20 protein-coding genes and 2 riboswitches are annotated in these 22,498 nt (G+C 67.1%); of the genes, 15 read left to right on the forward strand and 5 right to left on the reverse strand.

Annotated elements, in window-relative coordinates; all coding sequences use genetic code 11:
* The first annotated feature begins 100 nt into the window (after positions 1 to 100).
* The 5 genes from PV761_RS01070 (at position 101) to PV761_RS01090 (ending at position 4,623) form a co-directional block, all read left to right on the forward strand.
* Entirely contained in the window at positions 101 to 364 is a 264-nt protein-coding gene (locus PV761_RS01070; protein ID WP_028271394.1) for a hypothetical protein, read from the forward strand.
* Between the two features lie 112 nt (positions 365 to 476).
* Positions 477 to 2,777: an NAD-dependent DNA ligase LigA gene (gene ligA / locus PV761_RS01075; protein WP_347893664.1), complete on the forward strand. Its 2,301-nt coding sequence runs from the start codon at positions 477 to 479 to the stop codon at positions 2,775 to 2,777.
* Positions 2,774 to 3,586 carry an inositol monophosphatase family protein gene (locus tag PV761_RS01080; RefSeq protein WP_347893666.1) on the forward strand — a complete coding sequence of 271 codons (813 nt, stop codon included), beginning with the start codon at positions 2,774 to 2,776 and terminating at the stop codon, positions 3,584 to 3,586. The genes ligA and PV761_RS01080 overlap by 4 nt, the downstream gene beginning before the upstream one ends.
* A 102-nt stretch (positions 3,587 to 3,688) precedes the next feature.
* Positions 3,689 to 4,192 carry a GNAT family N-acetyltransferase gene (locus PV761_RS01085; RefSeq protein WP_347893668.1) on the forward strand — a complete coding sequence of 168 codons (504 nt, stop codon included), beginning with the start codon at positions 3,689 to 3,691 and terminating at the stop codon, positions 4,190 to 4,192.
* 47 nt (positions 4,193 to 4,239) lie between these two features.
* Positions 4,240 to 4,623: a RidA family protein gene (locus PV761_RS01090; protein ID WP_347893670.1), complete on the forward strand. Its 384-nt coding sequence runs from the start codon at positions 4,240 to 4,242 to the stop codon at positions 4,621 to 4,623.
* Between the two features lie 123 nt (positions 4,624 to 4,746).
* On the opposite strand, the gene PV761_RS01095 is transcribed toward PV761_RS01090, so the two are convergent.
* Positions 4,747 to 5,409, reverse strand: coding sequence for a response regulator (locus PV761_RS01095; RefSeq protein WP_347893672.1), 663 nt, complete (start codon positions 5,407 to 5,409; stop codon positions 4,747 to 4,749).
* Positions 5,402 to 7,198: an ATP-binding protein gene (locus PV761_RS01100; protein WP_347893674.1), complete on the reverse strand. Its 1,797-nt coding sequence runs from the start codon at positions 7,196 to 7,198 to the stop codon at positions 5,402 to 5,404. Before PV761_RS01100 ends, PV761_RS01095 begins: the two co-directional genes overlap by 8 nt.
* A 177-nt stretch (positions 7,199 to 7,375) precedes the next feature.
* On the opposite strand from PV761_RS01100, the gene PV761_RS01105 reads away from it, so the two are divergent.
* The 4 genes from PV761_RS01105 to gatB all read left to right on the forward strand — a co-directional run bounded on the left by PV761_RS01105 (position 7,376) and on the right by gatB (position 12,422).
* Positions 7,376 to 8,881, forward strand: a complete 1,506-nt coding sequence (locus PV761_RS01105; protein WP_347893676.1) for a CitMHS family transporter — start codon at positions 7,376 to 7,378, stop codon at positions 8,879 to 8,881.
* A gap of 176 nt (positions 8,882 to 9,057) precedes the next feature.
* A complete protein-coding gene (gene gatC, locus PV761_RS01110) occupies positions 9,058 to 9,354 on the forward strand; it encodes an Asp-tRNA(Asn)/Glu-tRNA(Gln) amidotransferase subunit GatC (RefSeq protein WP_028272567.1) in 297 nt (98 codons plus the stop codon).
* A gap of 3 nt (positions 9,355 to 9,357) precedes the next feature.
* On the forward strand, positions 9,358 to 10,914 hold the full coding sequence (gene gatA / locus PV761_RS01115) for an Asp-tRNA(Asn)/Glu-tRNA(Gln) amidotransferase subunit GatA (protein ID WP_347893679.1): 1,557 nt from the start codon (positions 9,358 to 9,360) through the stop codon (positions 10,912 to 10,914).
* Complete coding sequence (gatB, locus tag PV761_RS01120; RefSeq protein ID WP_347893681.1) at positions 10,914 to 12,422, forward strand: Asp-tRNA(Asn)/Glu-tRNA(Gln) amidotransferase subunit GatB; 1,509 nt, start codon at positions 10,914 to 10,916, stop codon at positions 12,420 to 12,422. Before gatA ends, gatB begins: the two co-directional genes overlap by 1 nt.
* 100 nt (positions 12,423 to 12,522) lie before the next feature.
* On the opposite strand, the gene PV761_RS01125 is transcribed toward gatB, so the two are convergent.
* Complete coding sequence (locus PV761_RS01125; protein WP_028272564.1) at positions 12,523 to 13,431, reverse strand: LysR family transcriptional regulator; 909 nt, start codon at positions 13,429 to 13,431, stop codon at positions 12,523 to 12,525.
* A gap of 146 nt (positions 13,432 to 13,577) precedes the next feature.
* Between PV761_RS01125 and tdh the strand changes: the two genes are divergently transcribed.
* The 4 genes from tdh to hutI are packed head-to-tail and all read left to right on the forward strand — an operon-like array spanning position 13,578 to position 18,288.
* The gene (gene tdh, locus PV761_RS01130) at positions 13,578 to 14,624 is read left to right on the forward strand and encodes an L-threonine 3-dehydrogenase (RefSeq protein WP_028272563.1); all 1,047 of its coding nucleotides are present in this window, start codon (positions 13,578 to 13,580) and stop codon (positions 14,622 to 14,624) included.
* 55 nt (positions 14,625 to 14,679) lie between these two features.
* Positions 14,680 to 15,888 carry a glycine C-acetyltransferase gene (locus tag PV761_RS01135; RefSeq protein WP_347893684.1) on the forward strand — a complete coding sequence of 403 codons (1,209 nt, stop codon included), beginning with the start codon at positions 14,680 to 14,682 and terminating at the stop codon, positions 15,886 to 15,888.
* 40 nt (positions 15,889 to 15,928) lie between these two features.
* Entirely contained in the window at positions 15,929 to 17,056 is a 1,128-nt protein-coding gene (locus PV761_RS01140; RefSeq protein ID WP_028272561.1) for an FAD-dependent oxidoreductase, read from the forward strand.
* An 11-nt stretch (positions 17,057 to 17,067) separates the two neighbouring features.
* Positions 17,068 to 18,288, forward strand: coding sequence for an imidazolonepropionase (gene hutI / locus PV761_RS01145; RefSeq protein ID WP_347893687.1), 1,221 nt, complete (start codon positions 17,068 to 17,070; stop codon positions 18,286 to 18,288).
* A 6-nt stretch (positions 18,289 to 18,294) separates the two neighbouring features.
* Here the strand turns inward: hutI and PV761_RS01150 are convergent, their stop codons facing one another.
* Positions 18,295 to 18,975 carry a histidine phosphatase family protein gene (locus PV761_RS01150; RefSeq protein ID WP_028272559.1) on the reverse strand — a complete coding sequence of 227 codons (681 nt, stop codon included), beginning with the start codon at positions 18,973 to 18,975 and terminating at the stop codon, positions 18,295 to 18,297.
* A gap of 85 nt (positions 18,976 to 19,060) precedes the next feature.
* On the opposite strand from PV761_RS01150, the gene PV761_RS01155 reads away from it, so the two are divergent.
* The gene (locus PV761_RS01155) at positions 19,061 to 19,828 is read left to right on the forward strand and encodes a type II CAAX endopeptidase family protein (protein ID WP_347893689.1); all 768 of its coding nucleotides are present in this window, start codon (positions 19,061 to 19,063) and stop codon (positions 19,826 to 19,828) included.
* Positions 19,829 to 19,978: 150 nt separating this feature from the next.
* Here the strand turns inward: PV761_RS01155 and PV761_RS01160 are convergent, their stop codons facing one another.
* On the reverse strand, positions 19,979 to 20,617 hold the full coding sequence (locus tag PV761_RS01160; RefSeq protein WP_028272557.1) for a VOC family protein: 639 nt from the start codon (positions 20,615 to 20,617) through the stop codon (positions 19,979 to 19,981).
* 160 nt (positions 20,618 to 20,777) lie between these two features.
* Positions 20,778 to 20,893, forward strand: a riboswitch (SAM riboswitch).
* Positions 20,894 to 20,967: 74 nt separating this feature from the next.
* On the opposite strand from PV761_RS01160, the gene PV761_RS01165 reads away from it, so the two are divergent.
* Positions 20,968 to 22,284, forward strand: coding sequence for a bifunctional o-acetylhomoserine/o-acetylserine sulfhydrylase (locus tag PV761_RS01165; protein ID WP_347893692.1), 1,317 nt, complete (start codon positions 20,968 to 20,970; stop codon positions 22,282 to 22,284).
* 91 nt (positions 22,285 to 22,375) lie between these two features.
* A riboswitch (SAM riboswitch) is annotated at positions 22,376 to 22,491 on the forward strand.
* Positions 22,492 to 22,498: the final 7 nt, after the last annotated feature.

The following is a 22,498-nucleotide window of genomic DNA, read 5'->3' on the forward strand; positions in this document are numbered from 1 at the left end:
TCGGCCGCGGGATAGTTTCTAGGTAATGGATCTTCCGGATGAGCCGGGGGCCGCTGGGGATGCCGATCGGATCGGATCCGTTGACTGAAGGAGAAAACTAATGGCTATTTGGGGTGCAGACATTGTTCAGCTCAAGGCGCTCGGAACCAAGCTTCAGGCTGGTTCGTCGGAGCTTGAGAAGCAGAAGTCCCTGCTGACGAAGGCTCTCAACGGCACGGACTGGAAGGGCCCGGACGCGGAGAAGTTCCGCAGCGAATGGTCCGGTTCGCACGTGACGGCGCTGGCCAAGGTGGCGCAGGCGCTGGAGGAAGCCGGCAAGCAGGCAACCAAGAACGCCGCCCAGCAGGAAGAGGCTTCGCGCTAGGAACGCCCGGCCCTTGTAACGCCCGAAGAGAGGCCCCGGACGCACCATTGCGTCCGGGGCTTCTGCGCGCCGGGAGCCAGACATTGTCGGCGATCTAAGGCAGGATAGGTCTGTGAGCACAGGGAACACGGCAGCAGACACGGAAACGCAGGACACCACCGCGGCAGGTACAGGGCAGGAAAAAGTCCCCTCCGGCGCAGTGCGCGAGGAATACGAAAACCTGGTCGAAGAGGTCCGCAAGCACCGCTTCGCGTACTACCAGGAGGACGCGCCCATCATTTCGGACGCTGACTTCGACGAACTCTTCCGGCGCCTCGAAACCCTGGAAGCCATGCACCCGGAGCTGGTGGCCAACGATTCGCCCACCCAGGAGGTGGGCGGCGAAGTGTCCGCCGCCTTTACCGCCGTCGAACACCTGCAGCGGATGTACAGCCTCGAGGACGTCTTTTCCCTCGAGGAACTCGAAGCCTGGATCGCCAAGGCGGAAGCATCCGTCGCCAAACTCGGAAACGGCACGGCCGGACCCGCCTGGCTCACCGAACTCAAGATCGACGGACTGGCAGTGAACCTGCTCTACCGCGACGGCAAGCTGGTCCGCGCAGCCACGCGGGGAGACGGCTACACCGGCGAGGACATCACCCACAATGTGCTGACCATCAAGGAGATCCCGCAGCAGCTGACCGGCGGGAACTACCCGGCTGAGATGGAGGTTCGTGGCGAGGTGTTCATCCCCTCCAAGGCCTTTGCCGAATTCAACGAAGCGCTGATCGAGGCGGGCAAGGCGCCGCTGGCCAACCCGCGCAACGCCGCCGCCGGCTCGCTCCGGCAGAAGGACCCGGCAGAAACCGCCAAGCGCCCGCTGCGCATGTACGTGCACGGCATCGGCGCCCGGGAGGGGCTGGATACCGTCAGCCAGTCGGACACCTACCGCCAGCTCGCCGAGTGGGGCCTCCCCACCAGCCCGTACTTCGAGGTTCTCGGCAGCCTCAAGGAAGTGCTCGACTTCATCAAACGCTACGGCGACAAGCGGCACAGCCTCACGCATGAGATCGACGGCATCGTGGTCAAGGTGGACGACTTCGCCACGCAGCGCGCGCTCGGGTACACCTCAAGGGTGCCGCGCTGGGCTGTGGCCTACAAGTACCCGCCGGAGGAAGTGCACACCAAGCTCCTGGACATCGCAGTCAACGTGGGCCGCACCGGCCGGGTCACCCCTTTCGGCATCATGGAACCGGTCAAGGTGGCCGGATCCACCGTGGGAATGGCAACCCTGCACAACCAGGACGTCGTCAAAGCCAAGGGCGTGAAAATCGGCGACATCGTGGTCCTCCGGAAGGCCGGGGACGTCATCCCGGAGATCGTGGGCCCGGTGCTTGCGCTCAGGGACCAGCAGGACCCGCCGGTGCGGGATTTTGTCATGCCCACCGAGTGCCCGTCCTGCGGGACTCCGCTCGCCCCCGGGAAAGAGGGCGACGTGGACATCCGCTGCCCCAACTCGCGGTCCTGCCCTGCCCAGCTGCGCGAACGCGTCTTCCACGTTGCCAGCCGCGGTGCCTTCGACATCGAGGCCCTGGGCTGGGAAGCCGCGATAGCCCTGACCCAGCCGGCCGAACCCGAAACGCCGCCGCTGACGAGCGAAGCCACGCTCTTCCGGCTCACCCGAGAAGACCTGGCCGACGTCCGGATCCGCCGCGAGAAGCGGTCCAAGGGCGTGGCCACCGGGGAATTCGAACTCGTGCCGTACTTCTACAGCAAGGGCACGGCCAAGTCGCCGTCCAAGCCCACAGCCACTACGGAAAAACTCTTCAGCGAACTGGAGAAGGCCAAGACCCAGCCGCTGTGGCGCGTCCTTGTTGCGCTGTCCATCCGGCACGTCGGGCCCCGGGCGTCACGGGCGCTCGCCACGGCCTTCGGCTCGATGGACGCCATCCGGCAGGCCTCGGAGGAGGACCTCGCCCACGTCGACGGTGTGGGTCCGGTGATCGCCGCTGCCCTGAAGGAGTGGTTCGCCGAGGACTGGCACCGTGAAATTGTGGACAGCTGGGCCGAAGACGGTGTGCGGATGGCGGATGAGCAGGACGAATCCACTCCGCGTACGTTGGAAGGCCTCACGATCGTTGTGACCGGAAGCCTTGAAGGCTTCAGCCGGGACGAGGCCAAGGAAGCCATCCTCATCCGTGGCGGCAAGGCCGCCGGATCCGTCTCCAAGAACACCAGCTACGTCGTGGCGGGCGAGAACGCCGGCACAAAACTGGACAAGGCCGAGCAGCTCGGTGTGCCGGTGCTGGACGAGGACGGCTTCCGCGCGCTCCTGGCGAACGGCCCCGCTGGCCCGGAAGGTGCCGACGACGCGTCGGATGAGGCCCACAACACCGGCGCAGCGGAAGACCACCAGGAAGCGCCGTCGGAATGAGCATCACCCCCGCCGACCTGCTGGCGGTGGCAAAGGCGGCTGCCGCCGCCGGGGCCGCCGTGCTCGCCACCCGCAACGCCGAAGCCCTGGACGTCAGCAACAAGGGAGCCTCCGGGGACTGGGTCACGGCCTTCGACGTCGCCGCCGAGAACGCCGTGCGCGAGGTGATCAACCGCGTCAGGCCGCTGGACACAGTCACCGGCGAGGAACACGGCACCCTCAGCCGGGCCAATCCCAGCGGATACCGCTGGTCCATCGACCCGCTGGACGGCACCACCAACTTCATCCGAAACATCGTCTACTACGGCACCTCAGTGGCGGTGGCCGATCCCGACGGCACCTGGCTGGCCGGCGTCGTGAATGCCCCGGCACTGGGCCGCGTCTACTACGCCTCGCGCGGCGGAGGGGCGTGGCTGGAGGAGCGAGGGCAGCGGACCCAGCTCACGGGTCCCGTTCCGGGCCGTGCGGGTCAAATCCTGGCGACCGGTTTCAGCTACGATCCCGGCATCCGTGCCGAACAGGCCGAGGCCCTCGGCGGGTTCATGGAGGGTTTCGCCGACATCCGCCGGCTGGGCTCGGCTGCGCTGGACCTGTGCCTTGTGGCCGACGGAACCCACGATGCCTTCGGCGAACGCGGGCTCAACGAGCACGACTTTTCGGCCGGTGCGCTCATCGCCGAGGAGGCCGGATGCTGGGTCCGCCGGCCGCGCCTCACGAGTCCCCTGGACGGCGGACCGTCGGACGATGAACGCCTCGCGGCGTGGACGTGCGCCGGGACCCTTGAGCTGTCGGGCAAGTTCCCGCTCTGAGCCACCCGCCGTGAGGGGCCCCGTTCCGCGCATACTGATAGTTCAGTCACGGAAAGGGCCTTTTCGGGCGGCCCGGGTGTTGCCGGCGACTACCATGGATAAGTGCATTCGCAGATCCTCATTCGCCCGGCCGTCCCGGCAGATTTCGACGCCGTGGCCCGCATTACACGGGACGCCTACCTCGCCGCGGGCTACTTCGCGAGTGCCGACCACCCGTACATGCAGCAGATCCAGGATGTCGCCACACGGGCACGGCAGGCCACCATCTGGGTAGCCGAGCGGGCGGGGCGCATCGTCGGTTCGGTGACTCTCGCCGTCGCCGGTGAACCGTTTGCGGACATCGCCCTGCCGGACGAACTCGAATTCCGCATGCTGGTGGTGGATCCGTCGGTGCAGCGCAGCGGCGCCGGCAAGGCCATGGTCGAGGCGATCATTGCGCATGCGAAGTCACTGGACGGGGTCAAGGCCGTGGCGCTGACCACCGGCCGCACCTGGGAAAGCGCCCACGGGCTGTACCGGAAAACAGGCTTCCAGCGCGTTCCCGAACGCGACTGGTTCGTGTCGGACACCGACATAAAGCTGCTGGTTTACCGGCTCGACGTGTAGGCGCCCTAAAGTGGTGCCGACTCCAGGCACCATCGAAAGGCACACCCATGCGCAAGACATTCGGCTCCGGCTCCTCATGGGAGCAGACCCTCGGCTATTCCCGGGCCGTCCAGGTGGACAACACCCTGTACATTTCCGCCACTGCGGCGAGCGGCGACAACGGCATCGTGGGCGAGGACTTCTACACCCAGACAAAGTTCATCCTTGAAAAGCTTGGCGCCGTCCTGGCAGAAGCCGGGTTTGCTTACGAGAACGTCGTGCAGTCCAAGCTGTACCTGACGGACATCAGCAAGTGGGAAGACGCCGGCCGCGCGCACGGTGAAGTGTTCGGCGAGATCCGCCCCACGCTGTCCCTGGTCCATGTGCTGCCGTTCCTCGACCCCGAAATGCTCGTCGAAATCGAACTCGTGGCCCAGAAGAGCGCCAGCTAGCCAGCTCCCCGCAAGGCGGAACCGACATCCTCCGCGTGCTCGCTGGTCCCTCGCTTAGACGCACGCTTCCGGATGCCTGTTCCGCCTTGCGGCATTCGGCGGTTAACGTGCCGCGTCGGGGAATTATTTGGCGGGCAGTCCGTAGCGGTGTTCCGGGCGGCCGGTGGTTCCGTAGCGCAGCTGGATGTCGACGGCGCCGTCGTCGGCCAGCGAGGACAGGTACCGCTGGGCGGTGGCCCGGGACACCCCGACGCGTCCGGCCACTTCGGCCGCCGAGTACTGCTCACCGGGTTCCAGCGATTCGAGCACTGCCGCCTCGGTGGCGGAGCGCGGCTTGGTGGACGGGGTGACGTCCCCCGGGATCAGCGAGCGTTTGGCGCGTTCCACCGTGTCCTGGTCCAGCGCACCCGGCTGGGCCAGGATCCGCCGGTACCGGGCATAGGAGCGGAGCTGCTGCGACAGGGACTCGGCCGTGAACGGCTTCAGCAGGTAGCCCAGGGCGCCGCGGCGGAACGCCACCCGAAGTGACGCCGCGTCCGACGCCGCACTCAGGATCATGGTGTCCACATCCAGCTGCCCGAGCAGGTCAAGGCCGGACGCGTCCGGCAGGTACACATCCAGCAGCACCAGGTCGGGGCGCAGGCTGTGGATGGCCTGCAGCGCCAGCGACGCCGACCCCGCGGGCGGGAGGGCCATGAAACCCGCCACCGAATCCACGTAGGCAGCGTGCAGCTTGGCGACGTGGAAATCGTCATCCACAATCAGCACCCTGAGATCTTCAGGCATGGTTGTCCTCTCCAACTGTGTTCTTGGTCGCGGTTCCTGCCACTGGCCCTGTCCCGGTCCCCGGCCCGGACGAGTCGGCGGTGGTCCGCGGCAGCGTCGCCATAAATACGGCGCCCGGGCCGCCGGGGGAGCCGGTTTCCAGGACCCGAACGTCCCCGCCGCGCCGCCGCGCGAGCTGCCGGGCGAGGGCCAGCCCCAGTCCCTGCCCGCCGCCGGCACGGGCCGGCCGTGCCGCCGTCGTGAATCCCTCGGCGAACACCGCGTCCGCCACGGCGGCGCCCGCCCCGGTTCCGCTTGGCGAGCCCGCCCCGCCAGGCGGGACAGCGGCCAGGCCGTCGCCGGAGTCCGCGACGACGATATGCAGCGTGCCGCCGTCGGGCCCCGGTTCGTCCAGCAGTTCCACTTCCACCCAGCGCTCCGCCGCGGAGCCGGCGACGGCGGCGTTCACAGCGTTGTCGATCAGGTTCCCCAGCACCGTGGTGACGTCCTGCGGCTCGGTGACCTGGCCGCGCACCAGGGTTTCCGGGCCGATGCGCAGCGTCACGCCGCGTTCGTCCGCCTCGACGCCCTTGGCACCGACGAAGGCCTGCAGGTACGGGTCCTGGAGCAGTTCGGCCTGGTCCACCGGGAACTTCAGAGGACCGGTGGCCGCCAGGCGCGCCAGGTAGTCGCGGGCCTGCTGGTGCTGCCCGATGCTCATGAACCCGGCAATGGTGTGCAGCTGGTTGGCGAATTCGTGGCGCTGCGCCCGCAGCGCCGTGGACATGGTTCCCACGGCATCCAGCTGGCGCGTCAGGTGCTGCAGCTCGGTGCGGTCGCGGAGCATCACCACCCAGCCCAGGTCTTCCTGCCGGTGCAGCGCCTTGCGGGCGCTGGCCACCAGGACGCGGGCACCGGCGATGACTTCGACGGCGTCGGCCTCGGCCGCGTCCGGCAGCGTCAGCGCCTTCAGCTGCTGCGGCACCGGAGCCTGCTTCCACGGCGTGCCGGCAAGGTCCGGCTGTCCCAGGAGCCTCTGTGCGGCGGCGTTGAAGACGCTGATCCTGCCATCGGCCGAGACGCCGATCACGCCGTCGTCAACGCCCTGGAGGACGGCCACCTGGTCGTGGACCAGCGTGCTGATCTCCTCCGGTTCCAGGCCGAGCGTCAGCCGCTGCAGGCGGCGGCGCAGCAGGAAGGAGGCCAGGATTCCGGCCAGCAGCGAGCCGGCGGCCGTCAGCGCAATGGGCGTGATGTCGCGGGCCAGGCTCTGGACCACGTTCTCGGTGGAATACCCCACGCTGACCTCGCCCACCACGGTGTCCGAGTCCGGCGCGAAGACCGGTACCTTGGCCCCTGCCGAGGGTCCCAGCGTTCCGGTGTTCCGGGTGGTTACTTCTTTGCCCGAGAGGGCTTCGGAGGGATCCGTGCTGACTTTTTCGCCGAGCCGTTCGGCGTCCGGGTGGGCGAGCCGCAGGCCGGTTTCATCCGTAATCACCACAAACAACGCCCCGGTGCGGGTCCGGGCCCCCTCGGCCACCGCCATCAGGGGGCCGGCCAGCAGCACCGGCGCCGGGGGAGTGCCCGCCTCGCGGCTGATGGCCTGGACCTCGCGGCGGACCGCGGGATCCGAGGCGACCGTGCGGGCCAGGGTGAGCGCCTGGTTTTCGGCTTCCCGGCCCAGCCGCTCGTAGGTGAGCCACGCATGCACGGCGCCGCTGAGCAGCACAACGAGCAGAACCACCCCGAGCTGAAGCAGCAGGGTCTGGGTGGAAAACCGCAGGGGCTGCCTCGGTGCCGGACGCTTCATTGCCCTCCTGAGGGGTTTTGTGACGGAGCGGAGCTGCTGAGCTAAATGAGCAAAATGCTCCCAATAAGCAGTATGCCAATCAATTGAGCCAAAGGCACGGCCGTGACGCGGGCCACTCTAACGTCTGTAGTGCGCATCACACCGGAGTGGTGCCATTGACTGACAAAGGAGCCGGCCGTGCTGGTATTACTTGGATTCGCCATGATCGCGGTATTCATGGTGCTGATCATGACGAAGAAGTTGACGCCAGTGCTGGCGCTGATCATCGTCCCCACCGTCTTCGGGCTGTTTGCCGGGGCCGGACTGGGCATCGGGGACATGGTGCTGGACTCCATGAAGTCCATGACGTCCACCGCCGCGCTGCTGATGTTCGCCATCATCTACTTCGGCCTGATGATCGACGTCGGGCTGTTCGACCCGCTGGTGCGGTTCATCCTTCGCAAGCTGGGCAACGACCCCGCCAAGGTGGTCCTGGGCACCGCACTCCTGGCCGCCGCAGTGTCCCTGGACGGCGACGGCTCCACCACCTTCATCCTCACCACCGCGGCGATGCTGCCCATCTACCTCCGGCTGAAGATGAGCCCCGTGGTCCTCACCTGCGTCGCCGGCCTCGCCAACGGCACCATGAACATCGTCCCGTGGGGCGGGCCCACCGCCCGCGCCGCCAGCGCCCTCAAGATCGACGTCAATGACGTCTTCGTCCCCATGATTCCGTCGCTGATCGGCGGCCTCGCCGTCGTCCTGGTCTTCGCCTGGGTGCTGGGCCTGCAGGAACGCAACCGCCTCCGCGCCACCCAGCCCGAAATCTGGGGAACGCCGTCTACGGCAGAGCCGTTCACCGCTGAAGGGTTCGACGGCGGCAGCACCGCCGGCGCTTCCGGAACCGGCCGCGGACGCAGGGGTTCCGGCTCCGTTCCCGCAACGGGCGGCCCCGCCGTCGGAGGTTCGGCGCCATCCACGGGCGTGGCTGTCCTCGAACGCACCGAAACCCTGCTGGACAGCACTGCGGACGACCGCGATTCCGCGATGGCGGGCACCGCCCTGGATCCGAACCGCAAGACCCTGCGCCCCAAGCTGCAGTGGTTCAACCTGGGCCTCACCGTCGCCGTTATGGGCATGCTCATCGCCGACCTCGTGCCCCTGCCTTACGTGTTCATGGTGGGCTCGGCCATCGCCCTGCTGGTCAACTTCCCGCACGTCAAGGACCAGGGTGCCCAGCTCGTGGCCCACGCACAGTCCATCGTGGCCGTGGTCAGCATGGTCATGGCCGCCGCCGTCCTGACCGGTGTCCTGACCGGCACCGGAATGGTTGAGGCGATGTCCGCGTGGCTCGTGCAGATCATCCCCTCTGACATGGGACCGCTCATGGCAGTCATCACCGGTGTACTGAGCATCCCCATGACGTTCTTCATGAGCAACGATGCCTTCTACTTCGGCGTACTGCCCGTGCTGAGCGAGACGGCCGCGCACTACGGCATCAGTGCCGCCGAGATGGCGCGTGCCTCCATCACCGGCCAGCCGTTCCACATGCAGAGCCCGCTGGTCCCGGCAATCCTGCTCCTGGTTTCCCTGGCCAAGGTGGACCTGGGGGACCACCACAAAAAGGTGCTGTGGCGCAGCGCCGTCGTCTCCCTCGTAATGCTCGGTATTGGAATGCTGACGGGAGCCATCGGCATCGGCTAGGGTAAAGCTGCCTGCGGCTGCCGGCTGCTTGCAGCCTGGCTTCTTGCAGCCTGGCTTCTTGCGGCAGGGCCGCAGGTCAGTGTTGCCCGTCTGACGCCCGCTGGGGGTCGTCAGGCGGGCACACTGTTGCAACGTAGACTATGGGGGAAACCAAAACTACATTGCAGGGGAGATCCATGGCTGCGATCAACCGCGACGACGTCGCGCATCTCGCGCGTCTCGCGCACATCGAGATGAGTGCTGAAGAGCTGGACCGGATGGCCGGCGAACTCGCCGTTATCGTCGATTCAGTGAAGTCCGTAAGTGAAGCCGCCGGTGATGATGTCCCGGCCACGTCCCACCCGATTCCGCTGACGAATGTGTTCCGCGAGGACGTTGTGGGCCACACCTTCACAGCCGAGCAGTCCCTGAGCGGCGCCCCTGACGCATACGAAGGCCGCTTCAAGGTTCCGGCCATCCTGGATGAGGACTGATACATGACTGAGAACAACGTTCTGATCCGCCTCTCCGCCGCCGCGCTCGCCGAAAAGCTCGCGGCCGGCGAGGTCACTTCCGTAGAAGTCACCCAGGCCTACCTGGACCGCATCGCAGCGGTTGACGGCGGACCGCGGGGCGTCCACGCCTTCCTGCACGTCAACACCGAGGAGGCGCTCGCCGTCGCCGCAGAGGTGGACGCCATCCGCGCCGCCGGCGGCGCGGCAGCCGAAGAGCTCCATGAACTCGCCGGCGTGCCCATCGCCGTCAAGGACCTCATCGTCACCGTCGGCCAGCCCACCACGGCGGGCTCCAAGATCCTCGAAGGCTGGCACAGCCCGTACGACGCCACGGTGGTCAAGCGCCTCCGCGACGCCAAGATGCCCATCCTGGGCAAGACCAACCTGGACGAGTTCGCCATGGGGTCCTCCACGGAACACTCCGCCTACGGCCCCACCCGCAACCCGTGGGACCTGGACCGGATCCCGGGCGGCTCGGGCGGCGGCTCCGCTGCCGCCGTCGCCGCTTTCGAATCGCCCCTGGCCCTCGGCACGGACACCGGCGGATCCATCCGCCAGCCCGGCGCCGTCACCGGCACCGTGGGCGTCAAACCCACCTACGGCAGCGTGTCCCGCTACGGCGCCATCGCCATGGCCTCCTCGCTGGACCAGATCGGCCCGGTCTCCCGCACCGTGCTGGACTCGGCCCTCCTGCACCAGGTCATCGGCGGCCACGATCCGCACGACTCCACCTCCCTGCCGGACCCGCTGGAGGACCTCGTAGCCGCCGCACGGACGGGCAACGTGGACGGCATGAAGATCGGCATCATCAAGGAACTCCACGGCGAGGGCTACCAGGCCGGTGTGGAGAACCGCTTCAACGAATCGCTCGAACTGCTCAAGCAGGCCGGCGCGGAAATCGTTGAGGTGTCCTGCCCCAACTTCAAGTACGCGCTGGGCGCCTACTACCTGATCATGCCTTCGGAGGCTTCCTCCAACCTGGCAAAGTTCGACGGCGTCCGGTACGGCCTGCGCGTGCTGCCCAAGGACGCGCCGCTCACCATCGAACGCGTCATGGGCGCCACCCGCGCCGCAGGCTTCGGCGACGAAGTGAAGCGCCGCATCATCCTGGGCACCTACGCGCTCAGCGCCGGGTACTACGACGCCTACTACGGTTCGGCCCAGAAGGTCCGCACCCTGATCCAGCGTGACTTCGAGGCTGCGTTCGCCCAGGCCGACGTGCTGATTTCCCCGACGGCCCCCACCACGGCCTTCAAGCTCGGTGAGAAGCTGAACGACCCTCTGGCCATGTACCTGAACGACGTCGCCACCATTCCGGCCAACATGGCCGGCGTCCCGGGACTGTCCCTGCCGGGCGGCCTGGCGGATGAGGACGGGCTTCCCGTCGGCATCCAGCTCCTGGCCCCTGCCCGCCAGGACGCGCGCCTGTACCGCGTGGGTGCGGTGCTTGAATCGCTGCTCGAGGCGCAGTGGGGCGGCCCGCTGCTGGCCCAGGCCCCGGAGTTGGCCGCTTCGATCGAAACCCAGGAGGCAAAATAATGAGCACTGACGCAACCCTGAGCTTCGAAGAGGCCATGGAGAAGTACGATCCCGTCCTGGGGTTCGAGGTCCACGTGGAGCTCAACACCAAGACCAAGATGTTCTCCTCCGCCCCGAACGTCTTCGGCGACGAGCCCAACACGAACGTCAACGAGGTGGACCTCGGCATGCCGGGTGTGCTGCCTGTGGTGAACAAGACCGCGATCGAGTCCTCCATCAAGATCGGCCTGGCGCTCAACTGCAAGATCGCCGAGACCTGCCGCTTCGCCCGGAAGAACTACTTCTACCCGGACACCCCGAAGAACTTCCAGACCTCGCAGTACGACGAGCCCATCGCGTACGACGGCTACCTGGACATTGAACTCTCCGACGGCACCGTGTTCCGCGTCGAAATCGAACGCGCCCACATGGAAGAGGACGCCGGCAAGCTGACCCACATGGGCGGATCCGCAGGCCGCATCCAGGGCGCGGACTACTCCCTGGTGGACTACAACCGCTCCGGCGTTCCGCTGGTGGAAATCGTCACCAAGCCGATCCAGGGCGCGGGCAGCCGTGCCCCGGAACTGGCCAAGGCCTACGTCGCCGCGGTCCGCGAGATCGTCAAGAACCTCGGAGTTTCGGACGCGAAGATGGAGCGCGGCAACGTCCGCTGCGACGCCAACGTGTCGCTGCGCCCGCACGGCCGCGAACGCTTCGGCATCCGCTCGGAAACCAAGAACGTCAACTCGCTGCGCGCCGTCGAACACGCCGTCCGCTACGAAATCCAGCGGCACGCCGCCGTCCTGGACTCCGGTGAGCCGGTCATCCAGGAAACGCGCCACTGGCACGAGGACACCCGCTCGACGACGTCGGGCCGGGCCAAGTCCGACGCCGACGACTACCGCTACTTCCCGGAGCCGGACCTGGTTCCGATTGTGGCTTCCCGTGAATGGGTGGAGGAACTGCGCGCCACCCTGCCCGAGCCACCGGCCGAGCGCCGCAAGCGCCTGCAGGCCGACTGGGGCTATTCGGACCTGGAATTCCGCGACGTGGTCAACGCCGGCGTCATGGATGAGATCGAGGAAACCATCGCCGCCGGCGCCACGGCCACCGTGGCCCGCAAATGGTGGATGGGCGAGATCGTGGGGCGCGCCAAGAACGCCGACGTCGACCCCGGCCAGCTGGGCGTCAAGCCCGAAACCATCGTGGAACTGAACCACATGGTGGAGGCCGGCAAGATCAACAACAAGATGGCCGCCGAAGTGCTCGACGGCGTGCTCGCCGGCGAAGGCACCCCGGCGGAGATCGTGGAGAAGCGCGGCCTGGCCGTGGTCTCCGACGACGGGCCCCTCCTCGAAGCCATCGACGCTGCCCTCGCTGCGCAGCCCGGCGTCGCGGACAAGATCCGCGGCGGCAAGCTGCAGGCGATCGGTGCCATTGTTGGTGCCGTCATGAAGGCCACCCGCGGCCAGGCCGACGCCGGCCGCGTCAAGGAGCTGATCCTGGAGCGCCTCGGCGTCGAAGGCTAAGTTCCCTGATTTAACCCAACTGGGTCGCAGTTAATGTCGTTTAGAACGCTCATAACGACATCTACTGCGACCCAGTTGGGGTTTAAGGGGAGGGCCGAGGCTACGGGGAGACCAGCCCGGCCATGATGTCCTCCAGGGCCTCGCACACCATCATCACCGAGGTTCGCTTGAGGTTTTCCGGCCTGGCCAGGATGTCGATCCGGCGCCGGGTGCTGATGCCCTGCAGCGGCCGCAGCACGATTTCCGGGTTCAACACAGGCCGCGCGGTGTGCCGGGGCAGCAGCCCGATCACGCTGCCCGTGGCCACCAGCCCGGCCACGGTGGAGTAGTCGTTGATCCGGTGGACGATGTTCAGTTCCCTGCTGGACACGGCGGCGACGGCGGACAGCACGTCCGCGGGGGAGTAGCCGGTGTGGCTGGTCACCCACGGTTCGCCGACGACGTCGTGCGCCGTGAGCGTTTCCTTGCCCGCCAGCCGGTGCCCGGCGGATAGCGCCACGTCCAGCGGCTCGTGCGCGAGCGGGATGACGGCCACCCGTTCCTCCGGCCACCGGGGGCTGTGGTCCATGCGGTGCGCCAGGACGAGGTCATACCGGGCGGTCAATGCGGGGAAGTCCTGCTGGGCGACGTCCTCGTCGGAGAGCAGCACTCGTGGCTTGTCCGGCGAGTCGAGCAGCCGTGCCAGTGGAGCGAACAGCGCCTGCCCGGCGCTGTGGAAACCGCTCACCGTCACCGGCGCCACCGTGGAACCGTGGTATGCCCCGATCGCCATCCGCGCATCGGCCATCGCGCTGACGACGGCGGCACCGGCGTCGGCCAGTGCCTGGCCGGCTTCGGTCAGCACCAGGTTCCTGCCCTCCTTGCGGGTCAGCGGCACGTCCACGCTGCGCTGGAGTGCAGCCAGTTGCTGGGATACGGCGGACGGGGTGACCAGGAGCGTTTCGGCCACCGCTTTGACGCTGCCAAGGGCGCCGAGTTCCCGGAGCATTTCCAGCTGATGGATTTCCATGCCCCGAGTCTATTGCTTAGCGAAACCTAAATCGTCGATTGAGAAGAATTCGGTTGTGCTAATGCTTCTTTGTGGTTCTAATGAAGGGAGCCAGCCCGGACACACCGCGGGCACCGCACGACGCAACACCGAGAGTTAGGAAGCCAATGAAGGCTCTGTACAAAGCCGGCGCACACGCCGGATTTGAGCTGGTGGACCGCCCCGAGCCGGAAACCGGCCCGGGCGACGTAAAGATCCGCGTGATGACCACCGGGATCTGCGGCACGGACCTTCATATCCAGTCCTGGGACGCCTGGGCACAGGGCATGATCGAGGCGCCCCTGATCGCCGGCCACGAGTTCTACGGCGAAGTAGTGGAAATCGGCGAGGACGTCCGCGACGTCAAGGTAGGAAACCGGGTCTCCGGCGAAGGGCACATTGTCTGCGGCATCTGCCGGAACTGCCGCGCCGGCCGGCGGCAGATGTGCATCCACACCGTGAGCGTCGGCGTCCAGCGTGACGGCGCCTTCGCCGAATACGTGGTGATCCCCGAGACCAACGTCTGGGTCCACCAGGATCCCTCCGTCACCCCCGAACTGGGCGCCATCTTCGATCCCTTCGGCAACGCCGTCCACACGGCCCTGAGCTTCCCGCTCGTGGGCGAGGACGTGCTGATCACGGGCGCAGGGCCCATCGGCCTCATGGCCATCGCCGTCGCCCGCCATGCCGGAGCCCGGAAAATCGCCATCACCGACGTCTCCGCCCCGCGCCTGGAGCTGGCCCGCCAGCTGGGCGTGGACCTCGCCATCGACGTCTCGAAGATGCGGGTCAAGGACGCCCAGCGCGAACTGGGCATGCGCGAAGGCTTCGACATCGGCATGGAAATGTCCGGCCACCCCACCGCCCTGCCGGAGATGATCGACAACATGAACCACGGCGGCCGGATTGCGATGCTGGGCCTGCCGAGCCAGTCCATTGATATCGACTGGGGCAAGGTGGTCACGCATATGCTGACCATGAAGGGCATCTACGGCCGGGAAATGTTCGAGACCTGGTACGCGATGAGCGCCATGCTGTCCTCCAACCCGGTGCTGCACGCCAACATCTCGGCGGTGGTCACGGACACCCTGCCCGCCACGGACTGGGAGAAGGGCTTCGAGATTGCCCGCGCCGGTGTGGGTGGCAAAGTGGTCCTCGACTGGACCGTCTTCTAGCCCGCACCGCCCGGCGCTACAACCCACGAATTCACCCAGCTGAGGAGCAACCCCCATGTATTCAGCCATCAAGGACCAGCTGCAGAACGAGCTGGACGAGATCCGCACCGCAGGCCTGTTCAAGACCGAACGCCACATCGACTCGCCGCAGGCCAGCCACATCACGGCCGGCCAGATCGGCGAAGCCGGGGCCAACGTGCTCAACTTCTGCGCCAACAACTACCTGGGCCTGGCGGACCACCCGGACATCATCGCCACTGCCAAGGCAGCCATGGACGAGCGCGGCTTCGGCATGGCCAGCGTGCGCTTCATCTGCGGCACCCAGGACCTGCACCTGGCACTCGAGGCCCGCGTCTCCAGGTTCCTGGGCACCGAGGACACCATACTGTTCTCCAGCTGCTTCGATGCCAACGGCGGTGTGTTCGAGTCCCTCTTCGGGGCGGAGGATGCCATCATCTCGGACGCCCTGAACCACGCGTCCATCATCGACGGCATCCGGCTCTGCAAGGCCCAGCGGTTCCGTTACGCCAACCGCGACATGGCGGACCTGGAAGCGAAACTGATCGAGGCCACCACGCAGGAGAAGCCGGCCCGCCGCAAGATCATCGTGACGGACGGCGTGTTCTCCATGGACGGTTACCTGGCCCCGCTCGAAGCCATCTGCAACCTGGCCGAGAAGTACGACGCGCTGGTGATGGTGGACGATTCGCACGCCGTGGGCTTCATGGGATCCACCGGCGCGGGCACCCCCGAGCACGCCGGCGTGGGCCACCGGGTGGACATCTACACCGGCACGTTCGGCAAGGCACTGGGCGGCGCCTCCGGCGGCTACGTCTCCGGCCGCGCCGAAGTGGTGGCCATGCTCCGGCAGAAGGCGCGCCCCTACCTGTTCTCCAACTCGCTCGCGCCGGCCATCGTCGCAGCGACGCTGAAGGCACTGGACCTCGTGGAGAACTCCGCCGAGCTGCGTTCCACGCTGTTCGCCAACGCCGAGCTGTTCCGGACCCGTATGACGGAAGAAGGTTTTGAGCTTCTGGCCGGCGAGCACGCGATTGTGCCGGTGATGTTCGGGGACGCCGTGATGGCGGCGGAGGTGGCGGACCGGATGCTCCAGCACGGCGTGTTCGTCACCGCCTTCAGCTATCCCGTGGTGCCCAAGGGGGCAGCCCGGATCCGGGTCCAGCTCTCCGCAGCGCACAGCGCCGAGGATGTGGAGGCGTGCGTCAGGGCGTTCGTGGACAGCCGCGACGCGGTGGGAGCCTGAGGTACTGACGTGACGTCCTGACGGGTGCAAGGATGTAGTCATGTCAGCAAATTACGATGTGGTGATTGTGGGCGGCGGCATTGCCGGGCTGTCCCTGGCCTCCGCCCTGGCCGGTAAATGCAGCGTGGCGCTCGTGGAGGCCGAACAGTCCCTGGCGTATCACACGTCGGCCCGTTCGGCCCGGCAACTGATCCCCAGCTACGGCCCGGTGGTGGTGCAGGAGCTGACCCTCCGCACCCTTGGACTGATCGCGGCGCGGGACGCGGAACTGCAGGTTCCAGTCCTGTCGCCGCGCAGCTTCATGCTGATCGGCGACGAGGACTCGGTCCGGGAAGAAGCCAGCGGCCACATGCACCGGATCTCCCATGACGAGGCCCTGGCGCTGTGCCCCGTACTGGATCCCGGATTCTTCACTGCGGCCGGCCTGGACACCGGTTCGTTCGCCTGCAACGCGCCGGTGCTGCTGGAGGACCACCGGCAGCGGGCCGAGGCGGGCGGTGTGGACATCATCACCGGCGCCAAGGTCCATTCCGCACAGCGGCTGGGTTCCGGCTGGGAGCTCGGGGCCGGCCAGGAAGCCTTCGAGGCCGGCGTAGTCGTCAATGCCGCCGGTGCCTGGGCCGATGAACTGGCCGTGATCAGCGGCGTGGAGAAGCTCGGCCTCCAGCCGTACCGCCGCACGGCGGCGATTGTCGACGTCGAACGTTCCCTCCCGGAGTCCTGCCCCATGGTGGCGGCGGCGGACGAATCGTTCTACTTCCGGAAGGAAGGCGACGACGTACTGATTTCGCCGTCGGAATCCGTGCCGAGCGGCCCCGAGGACGCCAAGCCCTACCCGGGCGACGTCGAGGCGCTGGTGTCGCGGCTCAATGCGGTGACCACGCTGGGCATCAGGAACGTGAAGTCCGCGTGGACCGGCCTGCGAACGGAAGCCGCCGACGGCGTCCCGGTAGTGGGGTTCGACGCCGAAGCCACCGGATTCTTCTGGCTCGCCGGGCAGGGCGGCTACGGTTTCCAGACGTCGTCCGGCATCGCGGAACTGGCTGCGGAGCTGATCCTGGCCGGCCCGTCCGTGGGTCAGCGTGCCTGGGGCGAGGAAGCCGGGCTCAGTCCGGCATCCCGGACAGCGGCGGCCCTGGCCGCGACCCGCTGGTCCATCCGGCACTGAAGAATGGACTCATGAGCACCCTCATCACCAACATTGCCGAGCTGATGACCCAGGACGCGGAGCACCGCGTCCTCAAGGATGCCGCCGTGGTGATCGAGGGGGAGCGCATCTCCTGGATCGGACCGTCGTCGGCGGCCCCGGCCGCTGACGATTCCGTGGACGCCGGAGGCCGCGCCCTGCTCCCGGGCTGGGTGGATTCGCACACGCACCTGATCTTCGCCGGTGACCGCACCGCCGAGTTCGAGGCGCGGATGGCCGGCGAGAGCTACAGCGCCGGCGGCATTGCCGTGACCACGGGCGCCACCCGGGAAACGGGCGACTTCGACCTCACCCGGCTGGCCCTGGGACGCGTGGCGGAAGCGGTCTCGCAGGGAACCACCTACCTGGAAACCAAGACCGGCTACGGCCTGGACGTGGAGAACGAGGCGCGCAGTGCGCGCATCGCCTCCACCGTGGCTGACGAAGTGACCTACCTCGGCGCCCATCTGGTCCCTGCCGGCGCCGATGCCGACGCCTACACCGACCTGGTGTGCGGACCCATGCTGGCTGCCGTCCGCCCCTACGTCAGCTGGGCGGACGTGTTCTGCGAGCAGGGGGCGTTCAACGAAGGACAGTCGCGCCGCGTGCTGCAGGCCTGCAAGGAAGCGGGACTGGGGCTGCGCGTCCACGGCAACCAGCTCGGTGAAGGACCCGGCGTGCAGCTGGCAGTGGAGTTCGGGGCGGCGAGCGTGGACCACGTGAACTATTTGTCGGACGCGGACGTGGACGCTCTGGCGGGCAGTTGGTACAGGTGGCAGGGCGCGGGCAGCGGGCTCGCCGCCGGCGGCAGGGGGACCGTGGCCACGTGCCTGCCGGCCTGCGACCTCTCCACCCGCCAGCCGCTGGCTCCCGGCCGCGAACTGCTCGACGCCGGCGTGCCGGTGGCCCTGGCCTCCAACTGCAACCCCGGCACCTCCTACACCAGCTCCATGGCGTTCTGTGTCACCACCGCAGTGCTGCAGATGCGGCTGAGCGTCCACGAGGCCGTCCGCGCCGCCACATACGGCGGCGCGCTGGCGCTGCACCGGGAGGTGGGGAACGACGTCGACGGCGAACGGGCGGTGGGGTCGATCGCCGTCGGCCACCGTGCGGACCTGCACCTGCTGAACGCCCCGTCAGCCACCCACCTGGCCTACCGGCCGGGCATCCCGCTGACCCACGCCGTCTGGCGTGCGGGCGTCCGCGCCCGCTAGGGTGCCTCAGAAGACCATCGGCGGCGCATCCAGGACGGTTTCATCCACCCGGCGGTCCACCCACTGGCTGAACGGCTGGTCCAGTTCATACTTGCCCACGCGGGTGCGCACCAGGGTCCGCACTTCGGCGTTGTCCGGGTTGTTCAGTGACTCAAAATACTCCACGGACCAGTGGAACCAGCGCATGCAGAACAGCCGCATGGTGAGCCCGTGCGTCACGAAGAGCGCGTTGGGGGCGTAGTCCGGCCTGGCCCAGTGCCGGTGCAGGGTTTCCATGAAGGAGGAGATCCGGTCGTAGACATCCGAGCCGGATTCGCCTTCACGGAACCGGTAGAAGAAATGGCCGTACGCGTTGCGGAGTTCCTTCTGGTCCTCGATGTCCCCGGCGATCTGGAAGTTCGCCCAGTCCTGCTCCCGGAGCCGGGGCTCCTCGATGACCCGTTCAATGAGCGGGCCCAGGTTGAGCGCCTCGAGGGTCTGGTAGGCCCGGAGGTAGGGCGAGACGTAAACGCACACCTGCTGCCCGTCCAGCTCCCGGCGGATCTGCTCGCCAGCGGCCTGCGCCTGTGCCACGCCGAGTTCCGTGAGCGGTATCCGGTAATCCGGCACCCTGTTGTAGATGGAGGTGTCGGCGTTGGCGGCGGACTGGCCGTGCCGGATCATGATGATTTTGTCGGGCGCGCTCATAAATTCCTAGCATAGGCCCCGGGCCGCAGGGCTTCAGGGAGGCGGCGGACAGGAAAGAACCAGCAAGTGCAGGCAAGATAGGAACATGCTGGTTCCCTCCCGCCGTCGTCTGCGGATCGAAGTCTGGATTGTCCTGGGTCTGTCGCTGGGGCAGTCCGCCGTGTATTCGGTGGTGCAGCTGCTCGACAAGCTGACGCGGGCGCCCCTGGCGGAAGGTACGTCCACCCTCAACCGCTCGCAGAGCAGCCGCGAATACTTCGACCTGACCTACCAGCTGCTGGACATTCTGTTCGCCCTGGTGCCGGTGGTCCTGGTCATCTATTTCCTCACTGAACACCGGGGGGCGGGGGAGTCCGGCGCTTCGGCGTTCCGCAAACTCGGCTTCAACTTCGTCCGACCGGGGAAGGACCTGTTGCAGGGGCTGGGCCTGGCAGCGCTGATCGGCATCCCGTCCCTGGGGCTGTACGCGGCCGGCCGGGCCCTGGGCATCACCACCGCCATCATCCCCAGCGCGCTGGATGCCTACTGGTGGACCATTCCCGTGCTGATCCTCTCCGCAGTGCGGCACGGGATCGTCGAGGAAGTCATTGTGGTGGGCTACCTGCTGGACCGGCTCGGGAAGTTCGGCTGGAGCATGCCGCTGGCCATCTTCGCCAGTTCCATGCTCCGCGGCAGCTACCACCTCTACCAGGGCTTCGGCCCGTTCATCGGCAACGCCGTCATGGGCGTCGTGTTCGCCTGGATCTACACGAAGACGCGCCGCGTGATGCCGCTGGTGATCGCCCATGCGCTGCTGGACATCGTTGCGTTCGTCGGTTTCAGCCTGTTCGGCAAGGCGATCGGGCTGGGTTAGCCGATCGGGCCGGGTTAGCCGAACCGGCCGGGTTAAAAGGATTCGGCCGCTATCGGTGGGTGGCGTCGTTGGCACCCGCTGATAGCGGCCGAAGATCGGGGGCAGCAGGCTGCCGGGTGGTCCCTTGGGGGACCACCTTGTGGAACAGGCTCAGATGGTTACTGCCCCGGAAGCGGTCTCGAAGGTGACCGAGAGGATTCCGGGTGTTCCCTTCGGGGCGACCCATTCAACGGCCACATCCTCCAGGGGCTTCTCCACCGGTTGGCCGAGCCATTCCGTGACGCGTTCGGCCGAGCCGGCGATGGTGAGGCTGGACATCTTAACGTTGCTTGGGTAGGCGTTGGACGGGTGAAGTTCCGGGTCGCCTTCCCACTTAAGCATGTACGGAACCTGCGGGTCTGCAATGAGGCCCAGGATGCCGATCTGCTTCCAGACAAGTTCGCGGCCGTCGGGGAACTTGCGGTTGCCGTTGACAGCCGAGCGGCCGAGGCGTTCTTCGAACGGTGCCAGGTCGTCCACTTCGACGCACCAGCCCATCCAGCCGCCGCCGGCTGCGGAGCGTGCCCGGACAGCCTGCCCGAACGGAGCCTTGTCGGAGGCCGGGTGGTCCAGGACCTCCACCACCTCCAGATACTTGTGCCCGGCGAGCGGGATAATCATGTTGCGGGTGCCAAAACGGGGGTGTACCCCGCCCTTCACGGCTTCGACGCCGAGGGCGGTTGCAATACGTTCGGTGGTGGCAGCCAAGCCATCTTGTTCACAGGCGTAAGAGACGTGATCCATGCGCATGCCCTCATCTTGGCACTTTGTGATGGAGCTCTCAGCTAAGGGTGGCCTAACCAAGATGGGATGTCATCGCGGACCCGCACAAGGCCCGTGAAATCACGCCGCTGACGTCCTTCGTCACAAAGCTGTTCACAGGCGATCCGCCCTTCCTAGACTGGGCCCAGGTCATGAGCGCCAGCATCGAGCCCCGGCTTGCTGGCCGGCAACCCTCGTTCCGCGGTGGGGTGCCCCGGGTGAAGACCTGGCCTGCCGGCAACCGCCGGGCGGCAAGCGCGGCACCAGTCCTGCCAGGGCATGTCCAGTACGGCATGTCCGGCACGGCCGAGGTGCCCTTCCTTAGAAGGAGCTCCCAGATGTCCAACGCATGGTCATTCGAAACCCGCCAGATCCACGCCGGCCAGGTGCCGGACAGCGCCACCGGTGCCCGGGCACTGCCCATCTACCAGACGACGTCGTTCGTGTTTCCGAGCGCCGAAAGCGCCGCCAACCGCTTCGCGCTGGCCGAACTGGCGCCCATTTACACCCGCATCGGCAACCCCACCCAGGATGCGGTGGAACAGCGCGTTGCCAGCCTGGAAGGTGGCCTGGCGGCGCTGCTGCTCAGCTCGGGCCAGGCTGCCGAAACCTTCGCCATCCTCAACGTGGCCGAAGTCGGCGACCATGTGGTGGCCAGCCCCAGCCTCTATGGCGGAACCTATAACCTGCTGGCCCACACCCTGAAGAAGTTCGGCATCTCCGTGACGTTCGTCGAGGATCCGGACAACCTCCAGCAGTGGAAGGATGCCGTCCGGCCGAACACCAAGCTCTTCTTCGCCGAGGTGGTCTCCAATCCGCGCCAGGATGTCCTGGACATCGAAGGCGTGTCCCGCGTTGCCCACGAGGCCGGCGTCCCGCTGATCGTGGACAACACCTTGTCCACGCCGTACCTCATCCGGCCGCTGGAATGGGGTGCCGACATCGTGGTCCACTCGGCCACGAAGTACCTCGGCGGGCACGGCAGCGCCATCGCCGGAGTGATCGTGGACTCCGGCAACTTCGACTTCGGAAAGGACCCGGAGAAATTCCCGGGCTTTAACACGCCGGACCCCACCTACAACGGCCTTGTCTACGCCCGCGACCTCGGGGCGGGCGGTGCCCTGGGCGCGAACCTGTCCTACATCCTCAAGGCCCGCGTCCAGTTGCTGCGCGACCTCGGTTCGGCGGTATCCCCGTTCAACGCCTTCCTCATCGCCCAGGGGCTGGAAACCCTGAGCCTGCGCGTGGAACGGCACGTGGCCAACGCGGTGACCGTCGCCGAGTGGCTGGAGTCCAGGGACGACGTCGAATCCGTCGCCTATGCGGGCCTGCCGTCCAGCCCCTGGTACGAGCGCGGCCGCAAGTACGGACCCAAGGGCACCGGTGCGATCGTGTCCTTCAACATCGCCGGCGGGGCCGAGGCGGGCAAGCGGTTCGTGGACGCCCTGGAGTTGCACTCCCACGTGGCAAACATCGGCGACGTGCGCTCCCTGGTCATCCATCCGGCGTCGACCACGCACAGCCAGTTGACGGCGGAGCAGCAGGCCGTTGCCGGCGTGACCCCCGGCCTGGTCCGCCTCTCGGTGGGGCTGGAGCACATCGACGACATCATCGCCGACCTGGATGCCGGTTTCCGCGCCGCCAAAGGCGACTGAGGACTATGACTCCCGGCGTCCGCGACGCCGGGAGTCATATTGATGTCACATTCTTAGCCATTGCGGCGACGCATTTCGTAGACTCTTTGAAGGTCATGAGTGCCAGCGACAGCCCCGGCTTGCTGGCCGGCAACCCTCCTTTCGCGGCGGGGTGCCCCGGGTGAAGACCTGGCCTGCCGGCCAGTTGGCGGCGGGCAAGCGCGAAGAAGAGGTC

Source organism: Arthrobacter sp. CC3, assembly GCF_039907775.1.
GTDB lineage: Bacteria > Actinomycetota > Actinomycetes > Actinomycetales > Micrococcaceae > Arthrobacter.

Coding starts and splice junctions, on each gene's coding strand:
- PV761_RS01070 (WP_028271394.1), top strand. CDS start 101: ATGGCTATTTGGGGTGCAGACATTGTTCAGCTCAAGGCGCTCGGAACC.
- PV761_RS01080 (WP_347893666.1), top strand. CDS start 2,774: ATGAGCATCACCCCCGCCGACCTGCTGGCGGTGGCAAAGGCGGCTGCC.
- PV761_RS01090 (WP_347893670.1), top strand. CDS start 4,240: ATGCGCAAGACATTCGGCTCCGGCTCCTCATGGGAGCAGACCCTCGGC.
- PV761_RS01095 (WP_347893672.1), bottom strand. CDS start 5,409: ATGCCTGAAGATCTCAGGGTGCTGATTGTGGATGACGATTTCCACGTC.
- PV761_RS01100 (WP_347893674.1), bottom strand. CDS start 7,198: ATGAAGCGTCCGGCACCGAGGCAGCCCCTGCGGTTTTCCACCCAGACC.
- gatC (WP_028272567.1), top strand. CDS start 9,058: ATGGCTGCGATCAACCGCGACGACGTCGCGCATCTCGCGCGTCTCGCG.
- gatA (WP_347893679.1), top strand. CDS start 9,358: ATGACTGAGAACAACGTTCTGATCCGCCTCTCCGCCGCCGCGCTCGCC.
- gatB (WP_347893681.1), top strand. CDS start 10,914: ATGAGCACTGACGCAACCCTGAGCTTCGAAGAGGCCATGGAGAAGTAC.
- PV761_RS01125 (WP_028272564.1), bottom strand. CDS start 13,431: ATGGAAATCCATCAGCTGGAAATGCTCCGGGAACTCGGCGCCCTTGGC.
- tdh (WP_028272563.1), top strand. CDS start 13,578: ATGAAGGCTCTGTACAAAGCCGGCGCACACGCCGGATTTGAGCTGGTG.
- PV761_RS01135 (WP_347893684.1), top strand. CDS start 14,680: ATGTATTCAGCCATCAAGGACCAGCTGCAGAACGAGCTGGACGAGATC.
- PV761_RS01140 (WP_028272561.1), top strand. CDS start 15,929: ATGTCAGCAAATTACGATGTGGTGATTGTGGGCGGCGGCATTGCCGGG.
- hutI (WP_347893687.1), top strand. CDS start 17,068: ATGAGCACCCTCATCACCAACATTGCCGAGCTGATGACCCAGGACGCG.
- PV761_RS01150 (WP_028272559.1), bottom strand. CDS start 18,975: ATGAGCGCGCCCGACAAAATCATCATGATCCGGCACGGCCAGTCCGCC.
- PV761_RS01155 (WP_347893689.1), top strand. CDS start 19,061: ATGCTGGTTCCCTCCCGCCGTCGTCTGCGGATCGAAGTCTGGATTGTC.
- PV761_RS01160 (WP_028272557.1), bottom strand. CDS start 20,617: ATGCGCATGGATCACGTCTCTTACGCCTGTGAACAAGATGGCTTGGCT.
- PV761_RS01165 (WP_347893692.1), top strand. CDS start 20,968: ATGTCCAACGCATGGTCATTCGAAACCCGCCAGATCCACGCCGGCCAG.